We start from the raw sequence: 22,194 nt of genomic DNA, 5'->3' as shown, positions 1-22,194 counted from the left end.
AACTATGACCCTTACACATAGAAACGCAACTTTGGACGATGTAGAAGATATCGTCGCCATCTACAATCAGACGATATCCAGCCGGATGGTGACGGCCGACCTTGAACCGGTGACCGTCAAACAAAAAATGGGCTGGTTCTTGGACCATTCGCCAAGCTACAGACCGATCTGGGTTTTTGAAGAGGATGGGAAAATCTGTGCTTGGGTGAGCTTTCAGGCTTTCCACGAGCGCGCTGCCTATGACAAGACAGCAGAATTGAGCATCTATATCCATGAAGACTACCGCGGCAAAAAAATGGGCACACAGATCATGGAAACAGTCTTGGCGGCTTGCGAAGAGTTGGACATTACCAATTTGGTCTGCCTCATCTTCGGCCACAACGCTCCAAGCATCGGGCTGATGAAAAAATTCGGCTTCGAACAATGGGGATATTTGCCGAGAGTAGCCGAACTCGACGGCATCGAACGCGACCTTGTCTACATGGGCAAAAGAGTGCGCGACTGACCTTCGGACGGCAGCGTAGGGATGAAGCTACGCTGCCGCTTCCGTTTTACAGGCACAAAAACACGCGCCAACAACCGAATATAAGCGACTATGTTGAGGTTTACTTATGATAAGTCTATTGATATATTGTTGATATTACGCAATTTTGATTGTGCACCCCATCCTTATAGTATAATTAGTAAGTAAGTTTTAGAAATTATTTTATAAAGGATGGATGTAGCATGTGGTTTATATTTGCGATAGTTTCCGTTTTGGCCTGGGGCACAGCGGATTTGTTTTATAAAAAAGGGAGCGACCCGAAAGATAAATACAGTTATCTGAAGATCGTCATCATGGTTGGTGCGGTCATGGGTATCCATGCGGTCTATGTCATGCTGACTTCGGGCGTGGTTTACAATCCGAGCAATTTGATTACCTACTTGCCGGTTTCGGCGTTGTACATCTTATCGATGGCGGTCGGTTATGCCGGATTACGTTTTCTGGAATTATCGATTTCTTCTCCTGTACAGAACTCCTCCGGCGCGATATCCGGTTTGCTGACTTTCATTTTCTTGGGGCAATCGATGACCGGCCTACAGTTTTTTGCGGTAGGCCTAATCACGATCGGCGTCATCTTGCTGTCGGTATTCGAACAACGGTTTGCAGAGGCGGAACGGAAAGAGAACAAGGCAATGGTGGATCGTAAGTACAAATACGGCGCAATCGCTTTGTTGTTCCCTCTAGGATATGCATTGATTGATTCTCTTGGAACATTCGCGGATGCGTGGGTATTCGACCGAGGGATGGACGAAATGCAGGCGAACATTTCTTATGAATTGACTTGGTTGATCGTAGCCGTTTTGGCTTGGATCTATCTTATCTTGATCAAGAAGGAAACCTTTGCCTTGCGCGATCAGAAAGACCGCGGTTTGGCAGCGATCTTTGAAACATTGGGACAGTTCTTCTATGTTTTTGCGATCAGCGCAAATGCAGTCATCGTTGCGCCGCTTATTTCTTCATATAGTATGGTTTCTGTCATCCTTTCGCGGATCTTTTTGAAAGAAAAACTGACCGCAAAACAATACGCAGTCATCGCGATGATCATGGTAGGGATCTTTATCTTGGGATTCGAGTAAAGCTAACGATGAGATGACGAATTGCGGCGCTGAAAATGCTGTATTTGTATATAATAGAAGAAGAACACTTTTCCTCACCAAATGAGGGAGGTGTTCTTCTTTTGCTTATGCACCCTATTTGTCGACTTTGATGGATTAAGATGTCAGAGCTATCAGGATCCTCCAAACTGCCTTCTTTACAGAAAAAATTGGGTAATCATTGCGAAATATACTTAATAATTCAGCTAAATTACCGACAATGATAGCGTATGACTATGCGATATCATTATAACGGAGGTAAAAATTCAATGGGTGTCATAATTGCATTGGTGGTAAGCTTTGGCGCGTTAATTATAGGTTTTTTAGGAGAAGGCGGACACGTTGGTGCATTGATATCATGGACACCTGCCCTGATTGTTTTTGGTGGTACAATAGGAAGTTCTATGCTCGCTTTTCCTGTGAGCGATCTTAAAAAAATAGGGCGTATTATGAAATCAGGATTATTGTATGAGCAAGGGGATTTAAATCAACTTGTAACATATTTTTATGAATTATCGGTCAAAAGTAAGAAAGATGGCCTGTTGAGTTTAGAATCGGAAGTAGCATTGAATCCGGATGCCGATCCTTTTTTGAAAAAAGGGATTCAATCGCTGGTTGATGGAGAATCACATGAATCGATAAGCGATTCGCTTGGTAATGAAATAGACCGTATAGAAGAGAGGCATAAAATTGGGGCCGCAATATTTAATTCTGCAGGCGGGACAGCACCTACCATGGGGATTGTGGGCACCGTTTTGGGACTGGTGCATGTACTTGAAGGATTGGCTGAAGCAGATATGTCAAGTTTAGGAAAAAGCATTGCATCTGCTTTCCTTGCAACATTATACGGATTAGCAAGTGCAAACCTTATTTTTCTGCCGATGGGTAACCGATTGAAAATAAATAATCAAAAAGAGCTCTTAGAAAAGGAATTAATATTGGAAGGCGTTCTATTATTAGAAAAAAAGGTGAGCCCTAAAACTATTCAAGAAAAACTAATGGGTTTTCTGAATGGCGATGAAAAAGACGAGAAAAGCGGTTCAAATTCGACTGTTGCTAAAGAAGTGGTGAGCCCTACATGAGCAGACGCAAGAAGAAGGAAGAAGAACACGACAACAGTGAAAGATGGCTTCTTTCTTACGCAGACTTTATCACTTTATTAATGATTTTTTTTGTTGTCATGTATGCGATGAGCAGGATGGATAAAAGCGAATCTACAAAGTTAAAGCACTCCATCAGCGCTGAATTCGGCGCGATCTTTGATGACAATGGTGGAGAAAAACCAGTCGACATGGGAGTCGAAATGTCATCGGGGCAACAAGCGGTGCAAGAAGATTCGTCGACAGGAAAAAGTCAAGAAGGCGCGACTTTATCGGAAGGCGAAAAACAAGAGCAGGTCAAGGAAATGCTTGATGAATACATAGCCGAAAATTCATTGGCGGATGATATCACAACCTCGATTGAAACAAGAGGATTGGTCGTAAGTTTTAATGGTTCGATGTTCTTCGAAAGCGGCGAAGCAGAGATTAAATCAGAACAAATCCCCAGTCTTGTGGAAGTAGCTAAATTACTGAATCAACCTTTCTTGCAACAGAGTTATATAAGGGTGGAAGGGTATACTGATAACGTACCCATGAAGAATGAAGAATATGATTCGAACTGGGATCTATCGGTAATGCGCGCAAGTAATGTTGCAAAAGCGATAATCGATCAATCCGGCATTGATCCGACAAAAGTATCTGCAGTTGGTTATGGCGAATATCGTCCAACAGGAGATAACAATACTTCCGAAGGCCGCGCCCAAAATAGAAGGGTGGACATACTACTTCTGGATTCGGAGTTCAACGATACTGAGATATGATTGCAAGAGAACGGTATATAGAGGTGGCAAAAAAGCAGCCAGTTGGTTGCTTTTTTGCGTTGTGGCGATGCACATTTGGGATTCAGCATTCTTCCTTTTTGTGGATTCCGCTGAAATAAGCGATAATTACAGTAGAAAACTACTTTTGAAGGAAGCGAACGCATATGAAATCGCCTGAACAGGCAGAAAAAGGCAAGGGACTGTTTGGACTCAGTCTGGCTGGAGGCGGCCTGAAGTCCTTTTCTCAGCTTGCCGTCCTTCACGATCTGGAGAAGCATCGGGTGAAAATCGATGCCGTAGCAGGCACCTCGATGGGAGCGGTCATAGCGGCTTTGGTGGCCTGTGGGCTTACGGCATCCGAAATCGAGCAAACATTATTGGACGAGGAACGGGAATTTGCCGATCGCGGCATCTTCAGTAGACCCGCCTACCTACTCTTTCAGCATGTGCGCGAACACAATAACGGCTTCGTTGAACTTCAGAGTCTGCAGCAGATGGCCTGTCAATTATTTGAAAAAATAGGCTGCCGGATGCTTTCCGACTGCCGGTTGCCTGTCGCTATCACGACCGTTGACATCCATACAAGCGAGTTGATTGTCTTCACCAACAAGCCTGAATTTTTCACGAGCCCAACTGGAGACTGGCTCATCTATCCGCATGATATCGAATTGGGGATTGCTGTTGCGGCATCCTGTGCGTTTCCGCTGATTTTTTCCACTGCATCTTTAGACGGGAGGCAGTTGGTCGATGGCGGCGTGATGATGAATTTGCCTATCCCGCTTTTTGACCGTTCGCTCTTCAGCGTTCTGATGTCCGTTTCAATGATCTATGAGGCTGTAGACCGGCAATTGGCATCACCATTCAATGTGGCGATCCAAAGCCTGGATATTCTGATCCGGCAGATGGACCGCCAATTTACGAAGCAGGCGGACATCCAGGTGAACTTCCCAATCGAACCGCAGCTTGTATTTAAAGTGGGAGCCGGTGCGGAAGTCATCGCCATCGCCAATGAGATGCTACGGAATAATCCGATTGACTACAGCATGTTGGAAACACATCGACAGCAAGGATGAGGACGAAGACGAATAAAGCTGCGCAGCCAGCCGGAAGGAGGTCCGCAACTCCGGCGAGCGCTCTCTCATCGGAGTTCGCGGAAAAAACCAGCCTGTACTCCGGCGAGCGACACCTCACCGGAGTACACGTGAAAAAAAAGCCTGAACTCCGGCGAGCAACGCCTAACCGGAGTTCAGGCGGCCTAACGTCGCAAGCCAGTTGGCGCTTCCACCCACCTAGACTGAATCACCAAAAAAACGCACAATCGGCTGATTGTGCGTTTTCGCATATATCGATTAGTCTTCGGGCCAAACTTCTTTGGCGATTTCTACAACGTGGCGTACTTTCGCCCATTGTTCTGCTTCCGTCAGCAAGTTGCCTTCTTCGGTGGAGGCGAATCCGCACTGCGTGCTCAACGCCAATTGATCCAAAGGCACATATTTGCTAGCTTCTTTGATGCGGGCTTTGATTTCTTCTTTATCTTCAAGTTCGGCTGTCTTCGAAGTGACTAGGCCTAATACGATCCGGCCTTTGCCTTTGAAGAAGGCAAGTGGTTCGAAACCGCCGGAACGATCGGTATCATACTCCAGAAAGTAACCGTCGAAGCTTGTTTGTCCGAAAAGCTCTTCTGCGATTGGATCATAAGCACCTTCCAATGAGTGGTGGGATTTGTAGTTGCCGCGACAGACATGCGTCGTTAGGACAAGGTCTGCCGGTTTCGCTTCGATGATGGCCTGGACGTTCTCAGCGGCAACACGCTTGGAAGCTTTGTACTCATCCGAATCATCCGCGAAGTTGCAAAGGAATCCCCAGTGCACATCGTCCAATTGCAAGTAACGGCAGCCCAGATCGTAGAAAGCCTGAACAGCGTCAATATAGGCTTGTTGCACGTCCGCCTGGTATGCTTCAACCGAAGGATAAATCTCTTCGTTGCGGTAGCCCGGATAGAAAACTTCGTTCGGGCTAGGGATCGTGAATTTCGCCACGCCTTGGTCACCGACGATTTCGTTTAATGATTTAAAAGCAGCCAAGAAAGGGTGATTCGGATTGAAGGAGATTTTGCCGACGTTGCGGAAAGCGTACTTGCGGACTTCCACATCCCCGAAATCATAGCCGTGTTCCGGAACATAGCCTTCAAATCCGTTCAGGTTTTCGATGAAATCGATATGCCACCAAGAGCGACGGAATTCGCCATCAGTGAAACCTTCCAAGCCGTTTTCTTTTTGATCTTTGACCAATTTCGTGATTTCTTCTGTTTCCACTTGGTCCAAAGCGGCTGTGTCGATTTCGCCGGCTGTAAATTTCAAGCGCGCTTCCTTCAATGGTTCTGTGCGTAAAAAGCTCCCTACGTGGTCGGCTCTGAATGGTAAAGTTGTTGTTTTTTGTGCTGTTGTCATGTTGTTTTCCTTCTTTCAATTTATATTTTTTGTCAAACGATAGCGTACAGTAAAAAAAAATACGCCCCCGCACATTGCTGTGCAAGGACGTATGATTGCTCATCGTGATACCACCTTGGTTCAGGGTATGCTCGCGCATGCCCACTCAGTCAGTACGCAAGACGACCGTTCTGTCTTGTTATACTGCGGCATTGTAACGTATGCGGACGTGGTTTGCTGAGGCCATAAGGCGTTCGCAAACCAATCACTCTAAGACCATTTTCCGGATGACTTTCCTGTCCTCTTCTCAGCTGCCGAGGTTCTCTGTGCATTTCCGTTATCCGTACTCTTCTTTTCACCGTGAGGTTGTTTGAATTTATATACATAATAACAATACGATTAGTAAGTGTCAATTTTTTCTCATGATAAATTCATTTTTTGTTTTTATTTCCGCTGCGTATTCTTCGTAAAAGTCTTTTTTCGTCTGGATGAAGCGTCTGAAGTCGTTCAGCAACTGGAACAGGATGGCGCGGTTTTCGAACTCCGCACGGGTGGCCGGCAACTCGCTTTCGCGGAATGATTGCAGCAATGAATCGATGTCCTCCATCAGATAAATCCCGGTGTTCTGCTCATGCAGCTGGGCGGCAGTCAGGAAGAACAGGCCAGCCAGAATCTTGTTTTCGCTTGTCGGCAGCGCGCATAATCCAAGATTAGTGGCCATATATTTCAGGATGGTGACTTGCTCGCTGCGCATATCGAAGTATCGGATATTATAGGTCGATTGGTCAAGTAACTGATTGTCGAATTCCGCGTAAACGACCTGCCTGTATTTTTCCAATTGATCATCCAATTCGTCCAATAGCCGACTTTGATTGCGATCCTCCCCCTCACGAAGGGAGACGCTGAAACTGTGCAGTACTTCCTTCATTTGCGTCTCTACTTGTTCCCGAAGCAAAATGATTTGGCTCGCTTTGGAAGGCATATAGAGATTGAACAAAATAGCCACGCCGGCGCCGATCATCATCAGGGCGAGTTCGTTCAGAAGCCAAGGCAAGCTTGTCTGCTTTTCCAGCAACAGATGCGTCACAAGCACTGAACAAGGCGCGATGCCGGATTGCAGATTGAAGCGGTAGGCCAGCGGTACGTAAAATAAAAGGTAAATGCCGAACACGACGATGTGGAAACCGAAAAGGCGGAACAGGATCGTCGCGATCGTCAATGCCAGCACAGTGGAAGCAATCCGCTGCAATGCAGTCAGGACGGAAGATTTTTTGGTGTCCAGCACACTGAGGATCGCGATGACCCCGGCTGAAACGGAATAATTCAAATTAAAAAATTGCGCAAGCAGAATCGCGATGACGGTCGCAAAAGCGATTTTGATGGTGCGATGGTTCAAACTCATGGGCGACACTCCTTTCTTCTAGGATAGTGGATTTTGGTGCTTTTGACCAGTGTTTTCGTAAGCGGAAAGAGGCAGTATTTTTTGCGCTGAAAATGGGTTTTCTAATCAAAAAAACACTATATCTCGTTTCTTTGGCATGGTATGATACTAAATGTTGTTCCGCAAATCAGCGGACCGGAAGTTACATAAAATACGGAAATAATCAGATAACACCAAAGGAAGGGATATGATTGAGCGTGCTGGTAATGGCAGGAATGATAGGTGCTGGAAAGTCGACCTACACTGAAATGATTTCAAGAAGATTAGGGACGGAGGCCTTTTTCGAAAGCGTCGATTACAATCCGATCTTGGACAAGTTTTATGACAACCCACAAAAATGGGCCTTCAGCCTTCAAATATATTTCTTGAATACGCGTTTCCGCAGCATCAAGGCTGCCTTGACGGATGACAATAATGTCTTGGATCGTTCCATTTATGAGGACGCCCTGTTCACGCGGGTCAACCACCTGCAAGGCAACATCTCCGAAGAAGAGATGGATATCTACAATGATCTGTTGGCGAACATGATGGAAGAACTGGAAGGCATGCCCAAAAAAGCACCGGATCTGCTGATCTATCTGGATGGTTCATTCGAAACGATTTTGGATCATATCCGCAAGCGTGGTCGTGAATTTGAACAAATCGAGGATGATTCTGAATTATTGGCCTACTACGAATTACTTTTCAAAAATTATGAGCAGTGGTATCAGGAATACGATCAAAGTTCAAAAATCAGGATTAACATTGACACATTTGATATCGTCAATAACAGTGGTGATGAAGAAAAAGTCATGGCCATCATTGAAAATGCGCTCTTGGAAGTCCGAGGCGAAGAGGCTGAATTGACTTTTGTCGGAAGCAGCAACGTATAAGCGAATGTACATTGGGGTCGTTATTAAACAGCCGCAGTGCCATCCGGTGCAGTTGCTGTTTTTTTGACGAGAAGACATAGCTTTTTTGTGGCGGACTGAAGCATATCCTTGCTTTGTATACTATAATTAGGAAACAGACATACATGACAGTTGAAGAGGATGGAACCAGACGATGGCGACGGATAGGGCAGAGCAAGCGGTGAATGTGGAGCAATGGCAAGCAATCAATGAACGAGATCAGCGTTTTGATGGAGAATTCTTTTACGCGGACAGGAATACGCAACTGTACTGCAAGCCGTCCTGTCCCTCCCGGCTTCCGAAATTCAACCTTGTCTGCACCTTTTCTTCAGCCGAGGCTGCCGAGGCGCATGGCTACAGACCTTGCCGCAGATGCAGACCGAACGGGAAGACGGTTACGGATCTGGAATGGGCAGGTCAGGCCGAACGTTTTATCCACAACCATTATCAAAACCCCTTGAGCGTGAATCGCATTGCCGAAGCCTGTCACGGTCCCTCATCGGAACTGCAGAAGATCTTCATCCGGATCTACGGCGTTTCGTTGCTGGACTATTTGAATCGTGTCCGGATGGATCAAGCGCGCTACTTGCTGATTCATTCGGGATGCTTCATCAAGCAAATTGCCGAACTGGTCGGGATGCCCTCCGCGGCAGAGTTTTCCCGAAAATTCAAGGAAAAGGAAGGCATGGCACCGACCTTATACCGCAGACAAGTGCGCAAGCGCAAAAGAGAGCACCGGCCCTAACGACCCACTATAGTGCAAACAAATAAATTGAGAGCAAAACAGCAGGCAACCGAATCAGCGGTAAGTTGCTGTTTTTTTATTTTGGATCAAAATCATTTGACATAAAACGTCTACAGATGTAAACTTACTTCAGAAGCAGGAGTCAACAACGAAAGGATGAAAAAAATGACCGATTCGACGCAGAAGAAGATAACCGACGCTGAATGGGAAGTCATGCGTGTTGTCTGGACAAACGGGAAAGCGACCAGCCGAGAAATCATTTCGGTTTTGCAGGAGAAAATGGATTGGAAACAAGCTACCGTCAAAACGTTGATCGGAAGACTCGTCGACAAAGGTTTGTTGGCTACTGAACCGATCGGAAATAAATTCATCTACAGCGCAAACGTATCCGAACAGGAAAGCGTCGGCGGCGCTACCGAAGACCTTTTGGCGCACGTCTGCACGAAAAAAGTCGGCAGTACGATAGCGGAACTAATCGAAAGGGCGACGCTGAGCCACGCGGATGTGGCGTTTTTGGAAAAGGTGATCGCCGCCAAAAAGCTGACGGCAGTCGATGAAGTGAAGTGTATGTGCACGCCAGGACAATGCAACTGCAAACAAACCGGTTGCGTACATGAGGGGGAATGAACGAATGGAAAATAAAAGTTATGATATAGAAGGCATGAGCTGTGCATCGTGCTCACAAGCCGTAGAAAAGGCTGCCGCCAAAGTAGCGGGGGTCAAGGAGGCCACAGTTAATTTGGCGACCGAGAAACTGACGGTTGCCGTCGATGAAAGCCATTTTTCCGAAGAGCTTTTGAAAAATGCAGTCGATGCAGCCGGTTATGTGTTGGTGGCGAACAAAAAGGAAAAGACCTTTCTGATCGAAGGCATGAGTTGCGCCTCGTGTTCCCAAACTGTGGAAAAAGTGACCCGGGCAGTGGCGGGCGTATCTGATGCATCCGTGAACCTGGCTACCGAAAAAATGTTCGTCTCTTACGATCCGACAGTGCTCCATGTTGGGGATATCGAAAGAGTTGTGGCCGAAGCCGGCTATAAAGCGATCGAAGAGAACGCTACTATAGAAGAAAGCGACCAAAACCAAGCGAAAAAAGAACAGCACATCAAAAATATGTGGAGACGCTTCTGGCTCTCGGCTGTATTCACGGTTCCGCTTTTATATATCGCGATGAGCCATATGTTGGGGCTGCCGTTGCCGATGAGCCTCCATCCGACTATGTACCCGGTCACATTCGCGCTCACGCAACTCGTCCTGACGATTCCGGTGATGGTGCTGGGGATGAAATTTTTTACAGTAGGATTCAAGTCCTTGTTCAAAGGACACCCGAATATGGATTCGCTGGTGGCTTTGGGAACCAGTGCCGCCTTTCTGTACAGTCTCTATGGTACATTTGCAGCAATCGGAGGGAACAACGAGCTTGTCATGAATTTGTATTACGAATCGGCAGCCGTGATTCTTACCCTGATTACCTTAGGGAAGTACTTTGAGGCCGTCTCAAAAGGCAAGACTTCGGAAGCCATCAAAAAACTGATGGGTTTGGCGCCAAAGACAGCCCGCGTCATCCGTGACGGCAATGAGCAGGAAATCAAACTGGATGCCGTCATGGTAGGGGACATTCTGGTTGTCCGTCCCGGCGAGAAAATGGCTGTCGATGGGAAAGTGACGGAAGGTCTGACATCCGTCGATGAATCGATGCTGACAGGCGAGAGCATGCCGGTGGAGAAAAAAGCGGGTGATGCCATCATCGGCGGCAGCATCAACAAAAACGGAACGATCCAATACCGTGCCGAAAAAGTCGGGAAAGATACGGCCCTTGCGCAGATCATCAAGTTGGTGGAAGATGCCCAAGGTTCAAAAGCACCGATCGCAAAACTGGCTGATACGATTTCGGGCTACTTCGTTCCGATCGTCATCGTGCTCGCTGTTCTTGCCGGGCTGGCTTGGTACTTCCTGGGACAAGAATCCTGGATTTTTGCACTGACCATCACGATTTCCGTATTGGTCATCGCTTGTCCTTGCGCTCTGGGTTTGGCGACCCCGACAGCCATCATGGTGGGTACCGGTAAGGGAGCCGAGAATGGTGTGCTGATCAAAAGCGGGACGGCTCTGGAAGTGACGCATAAAATCCAGACTATCGTTTTCGATAAGACGGGGACGATCACTGAAGGCAAGCCGAAAGTGACGGATGTTCTGGTCCGTGAAGGGCTGGATCCGGATGAACTGTTGCTGTTGGCGGCATCGGCTGAAAAAGGGTCGGAGCATCCGCTTGGAGAAGCCATCGTTCGCGATGCCGAGGAGAAACAGCTATCTTTATTGAAACCATCCGCCTTTAATGCGCTACCAGGTTACGGTATTGCTGTCACCATCGACGGGAAAGAGCTCCTGTTGGGAAATGAAAAGTTGATGCTGAACCATGCAATCAGACTCGGGTCATTTGCCGAAACCTCCCACTCGCTGGCTGAACAGGGCAAAACACCAATGTACATCGCAATGGATGGTGAATTGGCCGGCATCATAGCCGTTGCCGATACGGTGAAAGCAAGCAGTGCGGCCGCAATCAAAAAACTCCGTGATATGGGCATCGAAATCGCAATGATTACAGGCGACAATAAACGTACGGCGCAAGCCATCGCTAACCAGGTGGGCATCGACCGTGTCTTGAGTGAAGTTTTGCCTGAAGATAAAGCGGAAGAAGTCAAGAAACTGCAAACGGATGGCCGCAAAGTCGCCATGGTTGGAGATGGTGTCAACGATGCACCAGCCTTGGCCCAAGCTGATATCGGAATCGCCATAGGGTCGGGTACGGACGTCGCCATCGAATCGGCGGACATCGTGCTGATGAAGAGCGATTTGATGGCAGTAGCCACGGCCGTCGAACTAAGCAAAGCCACCATCAAAAACATCAAGGAGAATCTTTTCTGGGCATTCGCTTATAATGTCCTGGGTATTCCTGTTGCGATGGGCATCCTGCACGTCTTCGGGGGACCCTTGCTGAATCCGATGATTGCCGGAGCAGCGATGAGTTTCAGCTCGGTTTCGGTTGTATTGAATGCATTACGTCTGAAAGGATTCAAACCTTCCGTCTCAAAACGGTAAAGGATTAATAAATAGAAAAGAGGAAACGATGATGGAAAAAGAATTGATGCTTGAAGGAATGAAATGCGATGGTTGCGTAGCGACAGTCAAAGAGAAATTCTCTGCGATTGCTGGTGTGGAAGAGGTAACCGTTGATTTGGAAGGGAAAACAGCAACAGTCAAAATGAACCAAGACATATCCGAAGCTACTTTCAATGAAGCGCTAGTAGATACGAAATTCAAAGTAACCGGCAGCAAATAAGTAAAAAATAATAGTTGTGGCTCCCTCGGTAACCACTGAGGGAGTTTTTTCCGCACAAATTTGTACATTTTTTCTGTTTGGCTATTGTAGTGAGCACAATTTAAGAGTAAAATGGAACATGCAGTCCGGTCGAACAGACCAGAATGCGGGCGTAGTTTAGTGGTAAAATGCGACCTTCCCAAGGTCATGTCGCGGGTCCGATTCCCGTCGCCCGCTTACAGAATTGAATGCATCTTAACCTTACCGGTAAATTCGGTAAGGTTTTTTTATTTATGTTTATAATAAGCAAATGTTTTGTAATAATTTTTATGCATTAAAAGCCGATTAGGTCCGATTCGCTTGAGAAATGAAACACATTGAAACATATGTTACAGCTGTAACAATTGATAAATCAGTGATTTGGATATTTTTTGACATGGAGTTTGTGAAAAAAGACAGTCATTGTTCTAATTGTTACAAATTGATTTTCTATATTACGACAGCGTAATATTTGACTTATGTTTGTAAAGTAAACAGTTTTTTGAGACAGTCACGTTAAGATGGAATAACAAAGAATGTATTTTTAACTTTGGTGGTTTGATTCATGATAGGATTGTCTCTGTTGAAAGAACTCCGATCGAGACCTGGGTAAATACTTCATTTATCAAATAAAAAAGGTCATGAAGAGTATAAATTGCAATACGAAAACATTGCGAAGAGAAGAAAGGGACAAAACACACATGAAAAACTTCAAATCTAGATTATTCGTAACGAGCGCAACTTTAGCAGCCATCGGTTTTATGGCAACAGCGAACCCTACACAAGCAAACGCAACAGAATATACTTCATCCACTTGGACAGCACGTACAGCAGATCAAATCAAAGCAGATATCCAAAACTTGGAGAGCGGCAGCAAATACACTTTCCAATGGGGCGATACTTTATCAGCAATCGCATTGGCTACTGACGTATCAGTTAATGCCTTAGTTGATGTCAACAGCATCGGAAATGCAGATATGATTATTGCCGGCAACGCAATCGTATTGTCAGCGGACCATAGCATCGTGACTGTTGAACAAGACTCAGAAGTGAAGAGCTACGATGTCAGCTCTGAAGAAGCGGTGGAAGTTGAAACACCCGTTGAAGCAGTTGAAGAAGTTCAAGCAGCAGCACCAGTTGCAGAACCAATTGCAGCACCCGCTGTAGAAACATATGTTGAGCCAGCTCCAGTAGCACAAACGGCAGCAACGACTTACCAAGCTAGCTACTTCTTGTATCAAGTAGTCCAAGCAGAAGCAGGTCCAAGCTACCAAGAAAAATTGAACGTTGCATCAGTTATCATGAACCGTGTAGAATCTGGTATCTGGGGCGGAACGACTATTGACGCTGTATTATATGCATCAGGTCAATTTTCAGTAGTTTCAAACGGAGCTGCAGCAGCAGAAGCACCAACGGCTGACACAATCCAAGCAGTAAACGAAGTATTGAACGGTTACCGTTCAACTTCAGCACAAAGCTTCCGTGCTTCAGGCGATGGCGTAACAAACGTATTCTTCTAAATAATATGAACAATCCTGATAGTACAAGAAAAGCTGAATCCTTTGCGGATTCAGCTTTTTTGTGCGAGACCCCAATCCTTACGAGCTCCTTGTGAGTACTCGCCTACTGGTATAGAATAAGGAGAAACTATTCAGCGAAAGTAGGAGAAAGTTATGAAAATAAAGCAGTACAGTGAGTTATTATTCTACATTCCGTTGACATTGCTGATGATAGCTGACTTTTTTCAGGACTCCTATCTGTCCAACGGCTTTGTGATGAAAGTGAACATCGGGGTGTTGGTAGCATTGTTCGTTCTGTCCATCGTTCTGAAACGATCTCGGAATGTCGATGATACCCAAAAAATCAATGGGCAAATTTTTGCACTGGTCTATCTGTTGTCCTGGATGGCATTGTTGACGCTGCTCGGTGGGACCTCACAATCAGGATTCGGGTTCGACAATGTTGTTGTCTGGTTTGTGGTGATCATCTCGATCGCCGAAATCATCTCAAAAAAGAAAAAAATGAATCACTGAAAAAAGAAAGAAGTCCAAGAGGAATTCCGACAAAGCGGAAGTTTTCTTGGGCTTCTTTATAAATTTACACTTAAATGTTGATGTTCAAGTTTACCGGACTAAATTTGGAAACCAGATTGCGGATACGGGATCCAGCGATTTCTTTGATCGGTTCGACGACCTCTCTGATCGCGACATATTTGTCTACGTAGGTTACGACAAAACTTTCTTTGTAACGCGGCAGGCCGCAACGGCTTACCAGGAACATATGCTTAAGGATGATATCGCGCTCTAAAGAGCTGATTTCAGTGATGCGGCAAGCATTTTCGCAAGCGATTTTCGGATGGGCATCTGCATGGGCACCGATGTTCAGCTGTGCGACAGCATCACGATCTTCATGGAAGAAGTCGTGCAACAAACCGGCACGTGCAGTGGAACGGGTATCCAGATTCCATTTTTTTGCAAGCTGGTAACTCTTGTAGGATACGCGGATCGAATGTTCCAAACGATTGGTGAAGTGGTGGTGGGTAATGGTCTCCATGTGTAATAATTCTTCGTGATAGATGAGATCTTCGACCAAAGCAACATATTCAATATCATTTTTCCAATGGGATTGTGTCATCTGCATGCTTATTCTATCATCCTTTATGTAAGTAGTTGTGTTTGTATTTTTCATGATGCCCATACTATACACCCACAGCAGAAAAAAAGGAAGGGACTCGTTGTGTTTTTCTTCACTTTTACTAATTTTTAAGTTGTTTGTCATTTGGCTGTCACATCCGCTGTTTTGCGAATTGGCGTGTACTTTTCGGGATTCCGGAGTAGAATAAGGAATATAAGAACGGGAAGGAGCGTCGAATATGGAAAAAGTGGAAGGGCCGTATTACTTATTGAACGATGATCTTGTCAAAAATACTGACGGCGAAAGCTATCCGGAATTTGAAGGCCGTACGGTATACGAAGTCATCCGTGTCGAGGATGGGATTGCGATATTTTTGGAGGATCATCTAGATCGTTTTTTCCGGTCCGCTGCTTATCTGGACCTGCCGCTGCCAGCTACGGCGGAATCCATCGAGGATCGCATCTATCGCCTGATAGCCGCCAATCAGGTGGCGAATCAGAACCTTAAGTTCATCCTTGGGAAAACGTCAAAAAGCGAAAGCGTTTTGTGGATCTTTTTCACCCAAAGTATCTACCCGCCAAAAAGCTATTATGAAGAGGGCATCACGACGAGCCTGTTCAGTATCGAACGACTGGATCCGAACATCAAGCTTGTCCGTTCGGATTACCAGAAAGCTGTGCTGCAGGAACGGGTGGATAAAGACGTTTATGAGCTGCTGCTTGTGGATGGTAACGAGGAAATCACGGAAGGCAGCCGCACGAATGTCTTTTTTGTGAAAGGGAAAGAATTATACACGCCCCCTGCAAAAGCGGTCCTGCTGGGCATCGTACGCAAGAAAGTGTTCGAAATATGTGGAAAAAGGCAGATTCCAATCAACGAGACGGCCATCCCTGTCGAGTGGGTCAAGGATGCTGGAGGAGCCTTCGTTTCCGGAACCGGCAATAATGTGCTGCCGATATCGAAAATCGGAACGGTTGCGATTCCGACGATGGACAATCCGATAGTGCGGACGATCATGGCGGATTATGCCGAAATGGTCAGAGCGTATAAGGTAGCAAAGAAACACTAAAAAAACATTGTCACCCTTTTTGTTTTGTGGGTTGACAAGAGGTGGGTCAGCAGTTAAACTGAATATAGCATTGAGACCATCACTTCGGTTCAAGTGGTGGTTTTTTTTATATTCAAGAAAAGTATAAGATTATTTTGTAATCAAAAGTGTATCACCATAGGTGTTTTACAGGATAGCAAAATATTTTATGCATCTCAACATGGTGGCTAGCTTCACGGGTTAGCCCTTCGGAAATTAGATAAATCTGACCCATTGCGCTCTACGATGCTCATTCAGGGCCAGATTTCCTAAATTTCTTTCAGGGCTGAGCGAACCCGTTCAGCTTTTCTTAAAGAGAATGGAGGGAAAGGATGTCAACAAAGGAGAAAGTTCTGCAGTTTCTGGAGCAGCATAAAGGCGAAAGCATTTCCGGCCAAGATTTGGCTGATAAATTGGAAGTTTCCAGAACATCCGTGTGGAAAGCAATCAACGGCCTGAAAAAAGAAGGCTATCAGATAGAAGCAACGACGAATAAAGGGTATCAACTGTCAGTCGAAAACGATTTGTTGTCGGAGGCCGCCATCGTGCCTCTGCTATCGGAAGCGCTGAAAGATCACCGGATCATTGCGCATAAAACTATCGATTCGACCAACTTGGAGGCCAAACGCATCGTCAACGAAGAAGCGACCTTCGAAGGCGTGATCTTATCGGAAGAACAGACAAAGGGCAGAGGGCGCTTGGGTAGAGTTTTCTACTCACCTAGCGAATCGGGCCTGTACATGAGTTTGGTTTTGAAGCCGGTTGCTGATCTGGACAACGCCACTTTGATCACGACTGCCGCCGCTGTGGCCGTCTGTCAGGCAATCGAAACATTGACAGGAAAAGAACCCCAAATCAAATGGGTGAATGATATCTTCCTGGATGGCAGGAAAGTCTGCGGCATCCTGACGGAAGGGATCATGGATATGGAATCGCGGACAATCGGAACGATCATTTTAGGTATCGGCCTGAACTTCCGGGCGCCTGAAACGGATTTTCCTGATGTAATCCAATCGATTGCCGGCACGTTGTTCGATTCAAAAAATGCCGTGGTGACACGGAACCAAATGGCTGCCGAAATACTCAACCGTTTTTATGTCCTTTACCCTGATTTGGCATCCCGGTCCTACCTGGACGAGTACCGCAAACGTTGCTTCGTCTTGGGTGAACAAGTTACTTTTCCCCAAGGAAGCGAAACGATCGAAGCCAAAGCGATCGCAATCGACGACGATGGCGGACTAGTTGTAGCCTTGCCCAATGGGGAAACGAAAACCCTGACATATGGCGAAATCAGCATCAAAATCAAAAAGAGAGAAGGAAAATAACATGAAATTATCAACAAGAGATTTAACCCAAATCAGCATATTTGCGGCTTTGACATTCGTCAGCGGCTTCCTGAGCATCCCCATCGGACCCGTTCCGATCACTCTGCAGACACTTTTGGTGCTGCTGACCGGCTTCTTCCTGCGTCCGAAAGCTGCTTTCTTCGCGCAATCATTGCATCTGTTGCTGAAATTATTGCTTGGAGGTTTCCAATCCTTATTGTCGCCCAGCTTCGGCTTTGTTTTTGGCTTTGTCGCAGCCGCAACATTGATTTCCTATCTCGTGCATAAAAAAGAGGGTAGCTTCTTGAATTACGGGCTTGCTGCTGTTGCAGGCACCATCGTCATGTATGCAATCGGACTGCCTTACATGGCTGCAATCCTGAATGGTGTCATGGGCAATCAATTTGGCTTGGCGGAAATTTTCCAAATGGGCATGATCTTGTTCATTCCGGGAGATATCGCCAAAGCCTTGTTGGCTATCATCCTTGCTGACCGCTTAAAAGGTCGTGCGCGCGTATTCCAACACTGATTTCGATTTTTGAAAATAAAATTATTTAAAAGGCATCCAAAACCGCTATCTGACGGTATTGGATGTTTTTATTTAATAAAATATCTCGAATTCGTGAATATATAACTTGAAATACATTCTGGAATGTGGCATAATGATATCAAGCTTACGAAATGTAAGAGAAGTGAAGGTGAGTCCTTCATTGAAAAACAAGTGCATGGAGGAAAAAAATTGGAAAACACATCTATAATATCTCGAATTAGTAATGCTTTATTCGGAAGTAAAAATACAACAATAACAACAGACGAAAAGGGGAAAACAACTATGAAAATCGGAATTATCTCAGGAAGCGTACGTGAAGGAAGAAACTCAGCAGCAGTATCAGAATGGATCCACGAGTTTGCCGAAAAACGCAATGACGGCGGCATCGAATATGAAATCGTCGCTTTAGCAAACTATGACTTGCCTTTGTTGGGCGCTAAATTACCGGAAGACCGTCAAGCAGCAGCTGGCGCAGCGATCCAAGCTTGGTCAGAAAAAATGGCTTCATTCGATGGATACGTGTTTGTGACACCTGAATACAACCATGCAGTCGGTGGCGCTTTGAAAAATGCGTTGGATTTCCTTAAGCCTGAAGTTGCCGATAAAGCAGCCGGATTTGTGGGATACGGAAGCTTGGGCGGGGCCCGCGCACACGAAAACATGCGCGTTATCCTAGGCGAATTGAGCGTAGCAACAGTGCACACAACAGTGAACTTCTCATTGATGACTGATTTCGAGAACATGAGTAATTTTGTACCGAACGATTATCATGCAGGCAATGCGACAGCGATGTTCAACGAATTGATTAAATGGTCCGGAGCATTGAAAACTATCCGTTAATAGTATGGAAGAATATGAATGCTGAGAGTAGACCGCCATTATTACATGGTGGTCTTTTCGCATTCTTGGACAAATGCTTCCTTCATCTTTCGTCCATTGATTTTCTGAAAGCTAACGTCTATACTGAAACGTACTGAGCTTGCAGAAAAGTAAGCATTCGAATCACGTAATCAGAATACACGTAACAACAGCTGGAGGAGATAAATTGGTTTTGTTGGGAAGTTTGGTCAACAGCGCTGCCATCGTTTTGGGAGGCAGCATCGGTTTGGCATTGAAGAAAGGTTTATCGGAAAGGTTAGCGAACGCGGTGATGAACGCTTTGGCCCTCTGCGTATTATACATAGGGATCAGTGGCATGCTGAAAGGCGAAAATATTTTGATCACCATTCTGTCGATGGTTGCTGGCACTTTGGTCGGCGATGGACTCGAGTTGGATAGAAAAATCAATCAACTCGGGGATACAGTCGAGAATATGGTTGCTTCACCTGACGAAGGGCTTTCGGTTTCAAAAGGGTTTGTGACGGCAAGTCTGCTTTTCTGTGTGGGCGCGATGGCGATCGTCGGTGCACTGCAGAGCGGTTTGACCGGCAATCACGATACGCTTTTCGCGAAGTCTCTGATCGACGGCATTGCAGCCATTGTGATGGCATCCAGCTTAGGCATCGGCGTGCTGCTTTCAGCTGGACTGATCCTCGTTTATGAAGGAAGCATTTCGCTTTTTGCCAATGTCCTTTCGCCGCTTTTGACGGATTCTGTGATCAACGAAATGACCTGCGTTGGTTCTCTTCTGATTGTCGGTCTGGCTCTCAATATGTTGAAACTGACGGATCTGAAAATTATGAATTATGCTCCGGCAGTCCTTTTCCCAATCCTTTTCGGTTTTTTTATGTGAATGAACAAAAAAGGCGTTCCAATAGGGCGTCTTTTTTGTACAATGACCCATCCTTCTCTATAATCGGTATCAAGGAAAGCCATCGGAAAGGGGAAAGAACTATGTGCGGACGTTATGCGCTTGAAGCGACAAAGAGGGAGTTATGGGACAGGTACTTATTGGGGGAAATGGAGGTGGACGTCGAAGAACGTGCGGAAATATTCCCGACCAACAGCACACCGCTTATAATGCCGGGCAATGAGCTGGTCCATCATCGTTGGGGATTTATGGAGCCTTTCGCTAAGCGTCCTTTGATCAATGCCAGAGCGGAAACCGTACTCGAAAAGCCAACATTCAGCCAGCCTTTCCGGACTGCGCGTTGTCTGGTGCCGGCGACTGCATTCTTTGAATGGGAGAAAGTCGGGGAAGAAAAGTTGAAGCGGAAAATTTTTGTATCGGATATCCCGATTTTTTCGATGGCAGGTATCCTGAAGACGTATCTGGATGAAAATGAGAAACCTTTTACAGCTTTTTCAATCATAACTACTGCCGCCAATGAACAGATGCGTGCCATCCATGATCGCATGCCGGTGATACTGGACCCTGAAGATGAAGCCTTTTATCTGGATCAGAAAGCTGATCCGAATCTGGTCTGGAAGTTGTTGAAACCTACAGAACATCGGTTGCTGATTCAATGAGCAATCGACCTTCCGTAAAATGAGAACACACTCATCTAAATTTAATTTTATCGTTGACATCCTTATTTAATTCTTATAAACTGAAAGCAACAAATAAATGACGTGCGAGGAGAACTTATGCAAACGCAATCAACACACCACAATCATATCCTTAGCTTTGACTTTAGCTACTTTAGATGCTGTTTGTAGACATGCCTGACATGGATGCAAACAATGAACAAAAATTTGTTTGTATCTATGAAGGCTGAAGCATTTTTACGTGATGTGACAGGCCCCGTAGATGAAAAAATCTATTTGGGCTGTTGAGTTTCCATAAACTTACCTTAGCAAAAGCCCATTTAGATGATCGTATCTAAATGGGCTTTTGTGTACCCGGAACAAACGATTGATTGCATAATCAGTTCTCGCACAATTTAAAAAATAGGGGGAAAAGAAATGATTGGAATGGATTGGAAAAAGAAAGTAGCGACAACCTTGGCACTGGCTTCTGCATTGCTGCTCGGCGCATGCGGCGGCGGTACAGAAGAAGCAACGGATTCTTCTGCTGCAAGTTCAACAGCCTCAGCGGATGCTGTACATATCGGAATACTGCAGATCCTTGAGCACGAATCCTTATCGGCTGCACGTACAGGTTTCTTGGAAGTTTTGGAGGAAGCCGGTTATGTGGAAGGCGATAATCTGATTGTGGATTACCAAAATGCCCAGGGTGACCAAGCCAACCTGCAAAGTATGGCTGAGCGTTTAGCTGGCAACAATGACCTCATATTAGCGATTTCGACACCAGCCTCACAAGCAATAGCGAATGCAGAAAAAGAAAATGCGGTTTTGTTTACTGCCGTAACTGATCCGATCGATGCTGGACTTGTGGAAAGCGCAGAAGAGCCAGGTGCAAACATCACCGGAACAAGCGATCAGAGCCCGATGGATCAGCAGATACAACTGTTGTTGTCGATCGTACCTACTGCGGAAACAGTCGGCATCATCTTTAACTCCAGTGAAATGAATTCCATTGTTCAGAGCGATCAAGCGAAAGCATTGTTGGAAGCAGCAGGCGTGAATGTTGAAATCATGACGGTTACTTCCACAAATGACGTCCAACAAGTGATGGAGTCTTTGGTACAAAAAGTCGATGCGATCTATATCCCAACGGACAATACTTTATCAAGCACGATGGCAACTGTCGGCCAAATCGCTATGGAAGCTAAAATCCCGGTCATCCCTGGTGCAACTGAAATGGTTGAAGCTGGCGGTCTTGCGACATACGGAATCGACTTCAAGGAATTAGGACGTCAAACGGGTGAAATGGCCTTGCAGATTTTGGAAGAAGGCAAGCTCCCTTCCGAATTGCCTGTCCAATTCCCTGAGACGCTTCAATTGGTCATAAATGAAGAGATGGCTGAAGCGTTGGGTATCGATCCAGACAGCATCAAATTGCCGGAATAATCTGCGCACAAAAACGAGGTTGCCACACTAAGTGGGGTTGCCTCGTTTTTGTGTGCATTCCAGGATTTTAGCGCTCTGCTCCGGGGAGCGGAGGCCTTGCCGGAGTTCGGCTAACAATTAAGTTAGCTCCTCCGATGAGCGCGGCTTCATCGTAGATGATCCCAAAAGTTACCGGTGAACTCCGATGAAAGGGGCCTAATCGGAGTTGGAGAGGACAATCCACCCCAATCCACTGCGCGCCTCCCTAGTTCCGCGATGCTTCACATGATTTTGTAAGGAAACACCAAAAGGGGTTGACAAAAGAAGCTACTTTGCATAAAATGAGAATACGATAATAAAACTTAACGAAAAATTAGAAGGCTACAAAAAAAGAGGAGGGGATCGTC

The 22,194-nt window shown here is 45.9% G+C and carries 22 protein-coding genes and 1 tRNA gene; 20 read left to right on the top strand and 3 right to left on the bottom strand.

Features of this window, described 5'->3' with window-relative positions:
* Positions 1-4: 4 nt before the first annotated feature.
* The 5 genes from BLV66_RS05550 to BLV66_RS05530 all read left to right on the top strand — a co-directional run bounded on the left by BLV66_RS05550 (position 5) and on the right by BLV66_RS05530 (position 4,572).
* Positions 5-505, top strand: a complete 501-nt coding sequence (locus BLV66_RS05550; protein ID WP_086987431.1) for a GNAT family N-acetyltransferase — start codon at positions 5-7, stop codon at positions 503-505.
* A 221-nt stretch (positions 506-726) separates the two neighbouring features.
* A complete protein-coding gene (locus BLV66_RS05545; RefSeq protein ID WP_086987432.1) occupies positions 727-1,620 on the top strand; it encodes an EamA family transporter in 894 nt (297 codons plus the stop codon).
* A 287-nt stretch (positions 1,621-1,907) separates the two neighbouring features.
* Positions 1,908-2,720, top strand: a complete 813-nt coding sequence (locus tag BLV66_RS05540) for a motility protein A (protein WP_086987433.1) — start codon at positions 1,908-1,910, stop codon at positions 2,718-2,720.
* Complete coding sequence (locus BLV66_RS05535; RefSeq protein ID WP_086987434.1) at positions 2,717-3,499, top strand: flagellar motor protein MotB; 783 nt, start codon at positions 2,717-2,719, stop codon at positions 3,497-3,499. Before BLV66_RS05540 ends, BLV66_RS05535 begins: the two co-directional genes overlap by 4 nt.
* A gap of 164 nt (positions 3,500-3,663) precedes the next feature.
* On the top strand, positions 3,664-4,572 hold the full coding sequence (locus tag BLV66_RS05530) for a patatin-like phospholipase family protein (RefSeq protein WP_086987435.1): 909 nt from the start codon (positions 3,664-3,666) through the stop codon (positions 4,570-4,572).
* 276 nt (positions 4,573-4,848) lie between these two features.
* Here BLV66_RS05530 and BLV66_RS05525 read toward each other — a convergent pair whose 3' ends face one another.
* Both BLV66_RS05525 and BLV66_RS05520 read right to left on the bottom strand, forming a co-directional pair.
* Positions 4,849-5,949, bottom strand: coding sequence for a 5-methyltetrahydropteroyltriglutamate--homocysteine S-methyltransferase (locus tag BLV66_RS05525; RefSeq protein ID WP_086987436.1), 1,101 nt, complete (start codon positions 5,947-5,949; stop codon positions 4,849-4,851).
* Between the two features lie 388 nt (positions 5,950-6,337).
* Entirely contained in the window at positions 6,338-7,330 is a 993-nt protein-coding gene (locus BLV66_RS05520) for an aromatic acid exporter family protein (protein WP_086987437.1), read from the bottom strand.
* Between the two features lie 236 nt (positions 7,331-7,566).
* Between BLV66_RS05520 and BLV66_RS05515 the strand changes: the two genes are divergently transcribed.
* The 8 genes from BLV66_RS05515 (at position 7,567) to BLV66_RS05480 (ending at position 14,393) form a co-directional block, all read left to right on the top strand.
* Positions 7,567-8,241 (top strand): deoxynucleoside kinase, encoded by a 675-nt coding sequence (locus BLV66_RS05515; protein WP_245826759.1) that lies wholly within the window; start codon positions 7,567-7,569, stop codon positions 8,239-8,241.
* Between the two features lie 172 nt (positions 8,242-8,413).
* On the top strand, positions 8,414-9,004 hold the full coding sequence (locus BLV66_RS05510) for an Ada metal-binding domain-containing protein (RefSeq protein WP_086987438.1): 591 nt from the start codon (positions 8,414-8,416) through the stop codon (positions 9,002-9,004).
* A gap of 165 nt (positions 9,005-9,169) precedes the next feature.
* A complete protein-coding gene (locus BLV66_RS05505) occupies positions 9,170-9,631 on the top strand; it encodes a CopY/TcrY family copper transport repressor (RefSeq protein WP_086987681.1) in 462 nt (153 codons plus the stop codon).
* 4 nt (positions 9,632-9,635) lie between these two features.
* Positions 9,636-12,101 carry a heavy metal translocating P-type ATPase gene (locus tag BLV66_RS05500; protein ID WP_086987439.1) on the top strand — a complete coding sequence of 822 codons (2,466 nt, stop codon included), beginning with the start codon at positions 9,636-9,638 and terminating at the stop codon, positions 12,099-12,101.
* 28 nt (positions 12,102-12,129) lie between these two features.
* Positions 12,130-12,342, top strand: coding sequence for a heavy-metal-associated domain-containing protein (locus tag BLV66_RS05495; RefSeq protein WP_425445318.1), 213 nt, complete (start codon positions 12,130-12,132; stop codon positions 12,340-12,342).
* Positions 12,343-12,487: 145 nt separating this feature from the next.
* A tRNA-Gly gene (locus BLV66_RS05490) sits at positions 12,488-12,558 on the top strand.
* A 503-nt stretch (positions 12,559-13,061) separates the two neighbouring features.
* Entirely contained in the window at positions 13,062-13,880 is an 819-nt protein-coding gene (locus BLV66_RS05485; RefSeq protein WP_176974152.1) for a cell wall hydrolase, read from the top strand.
* Positions 13,881-14,033: 153 nt separating this feature from the next.
* Positions 14,034-14,393: a hypothetical protein gene (locus BLV66_RS05480; protein ID WP_086987442.1), complete on the top strand. Its 360-nt coding sequence runs from the start codon at positions 14,034-14,036 to the stop codon at positions 14,391-14,393.
* A 70-nt stretch (positions 14,394-14,463) separates the two neighbouring features.
* Here the strand turns inward: BLV66_RS05480 and BLV66_RS05475 are convergent, their stop codons facing one another.
* Positions 14,464-14,994 carry an HD domain-containing protein gene (locus tag BLV66_RS05475; RefSeq protein WP_086987683.1) on the bottom strand — a complete coding sequence of 177 codons (531 nt, stop codon included), beginning with the start codon at positions 14,992-14,994 and terminating at the stop codon, positions 14,464-14,466.
* Positions 14,995-15,232: 238 nt separating this feature from the next.
* Here BLV66_RS05475 and BLV66_RS05470 point away from each other — a divergent pair, with 238 nt between their 5' ends.
* The 7 genes from BLV66_RS05470 (at position 15,233) to BLV66_RS05440 (ending at position 21,808) form a co-directional block, all read left to right on the top strand.
* Complete coding sequence (locus BLV66_RS05470; protein ID WP_086987443.1) at positions 15,233-16,063, top strand: aminotransferase class IV; 831 nt, start codon at positions 15,233-15,235, stop codon at positions 16,061-16,063.
* A gap of 350 nt (positions 16,064-16,413) precedes the next feature.
* Positions 16,414-17,406, top strand: coding sequence for a biotin--[acetyl-CoA-carboxylase] ligase (locus tag BLV66_RS05465; RefSeq protein WP_086987444.1), 993 nt, complete (start codon positions 16,414-16,416; stop codon positions 17,404-17,406).
* A gap of 1 nt (position 17,407) precedes the next feature.
* A complete protein-coding gene (locus tag BLV66_RS05460) occupies positions 17,408-17,935 on the top strand; it encodes a biotin transporter BioY (RefSeq protein WP_086987445.1) in 528 nt (175 codons plus the stop codon).
* A 303-nt stretch (positions 17,936-18,238) separates the two neighbouring features.
* Positions 18,239-18,796, top strand: coding sequence for an NADPH-dependent FMN reductase (locus BLV66_RS05455; protein WP_176974151.1), 558 nt, complete (start codon positions 18,239-18,241; stop codon positions 18,794-18,796).
* 205 nt (positions 18,797-19,001) lie between these two features.
* Positions 19,002-19,688: a DUF554 domain-containing protein gene (locus BLV66_RS05450; RefSeq protein WP_218131802.1), complete on the top strand. Its 687-nt coding sequence runs from the start codon at positions 19,002-19,004 to the stop codon at positions 19,686-19,688.
* A 101-nt stretch (positions 19,689-19,789) separates the two neighbouring features.
* Complete coding sequence (locus tag BLV66_RS05445) at positions 19,790-20,365, top strand: SOS response-associated peptidase (RefSeq protein ID WP_086987447.1); 576 nt, start codon at positions 19,790-19,792, stop codon at positions 20,363-20,365.
* A 444-nt stretch (positions 20,366-20,809) separates the two neighbouring features.
* A complete protein-coding gene (locus tag BLV66_RS05440; RefSeq protein WP_086987685.1) occupies positions 20,810-21,808 on the top strand; it encodes an ABC transporter substrate-binding protein in 999 nt (332 codons plus the stop codon).
* Positions 21,809-22,194: the final 386 nt, after the last annotated feature.

The organism is Trichococcus collinsii (assembly GCF_900107505.1).
Lineage (GTDB): Bacteria > Bacillota > Bacilli > Lactobacillales > Aerococcaceae > Trichococcus > Trichococcus collinsii.
The sequence above is the reverse complement of the archived record's forward strand: the minus strand, read 5'-3'. Positions and strand labels throughout refer to the sequence as shown.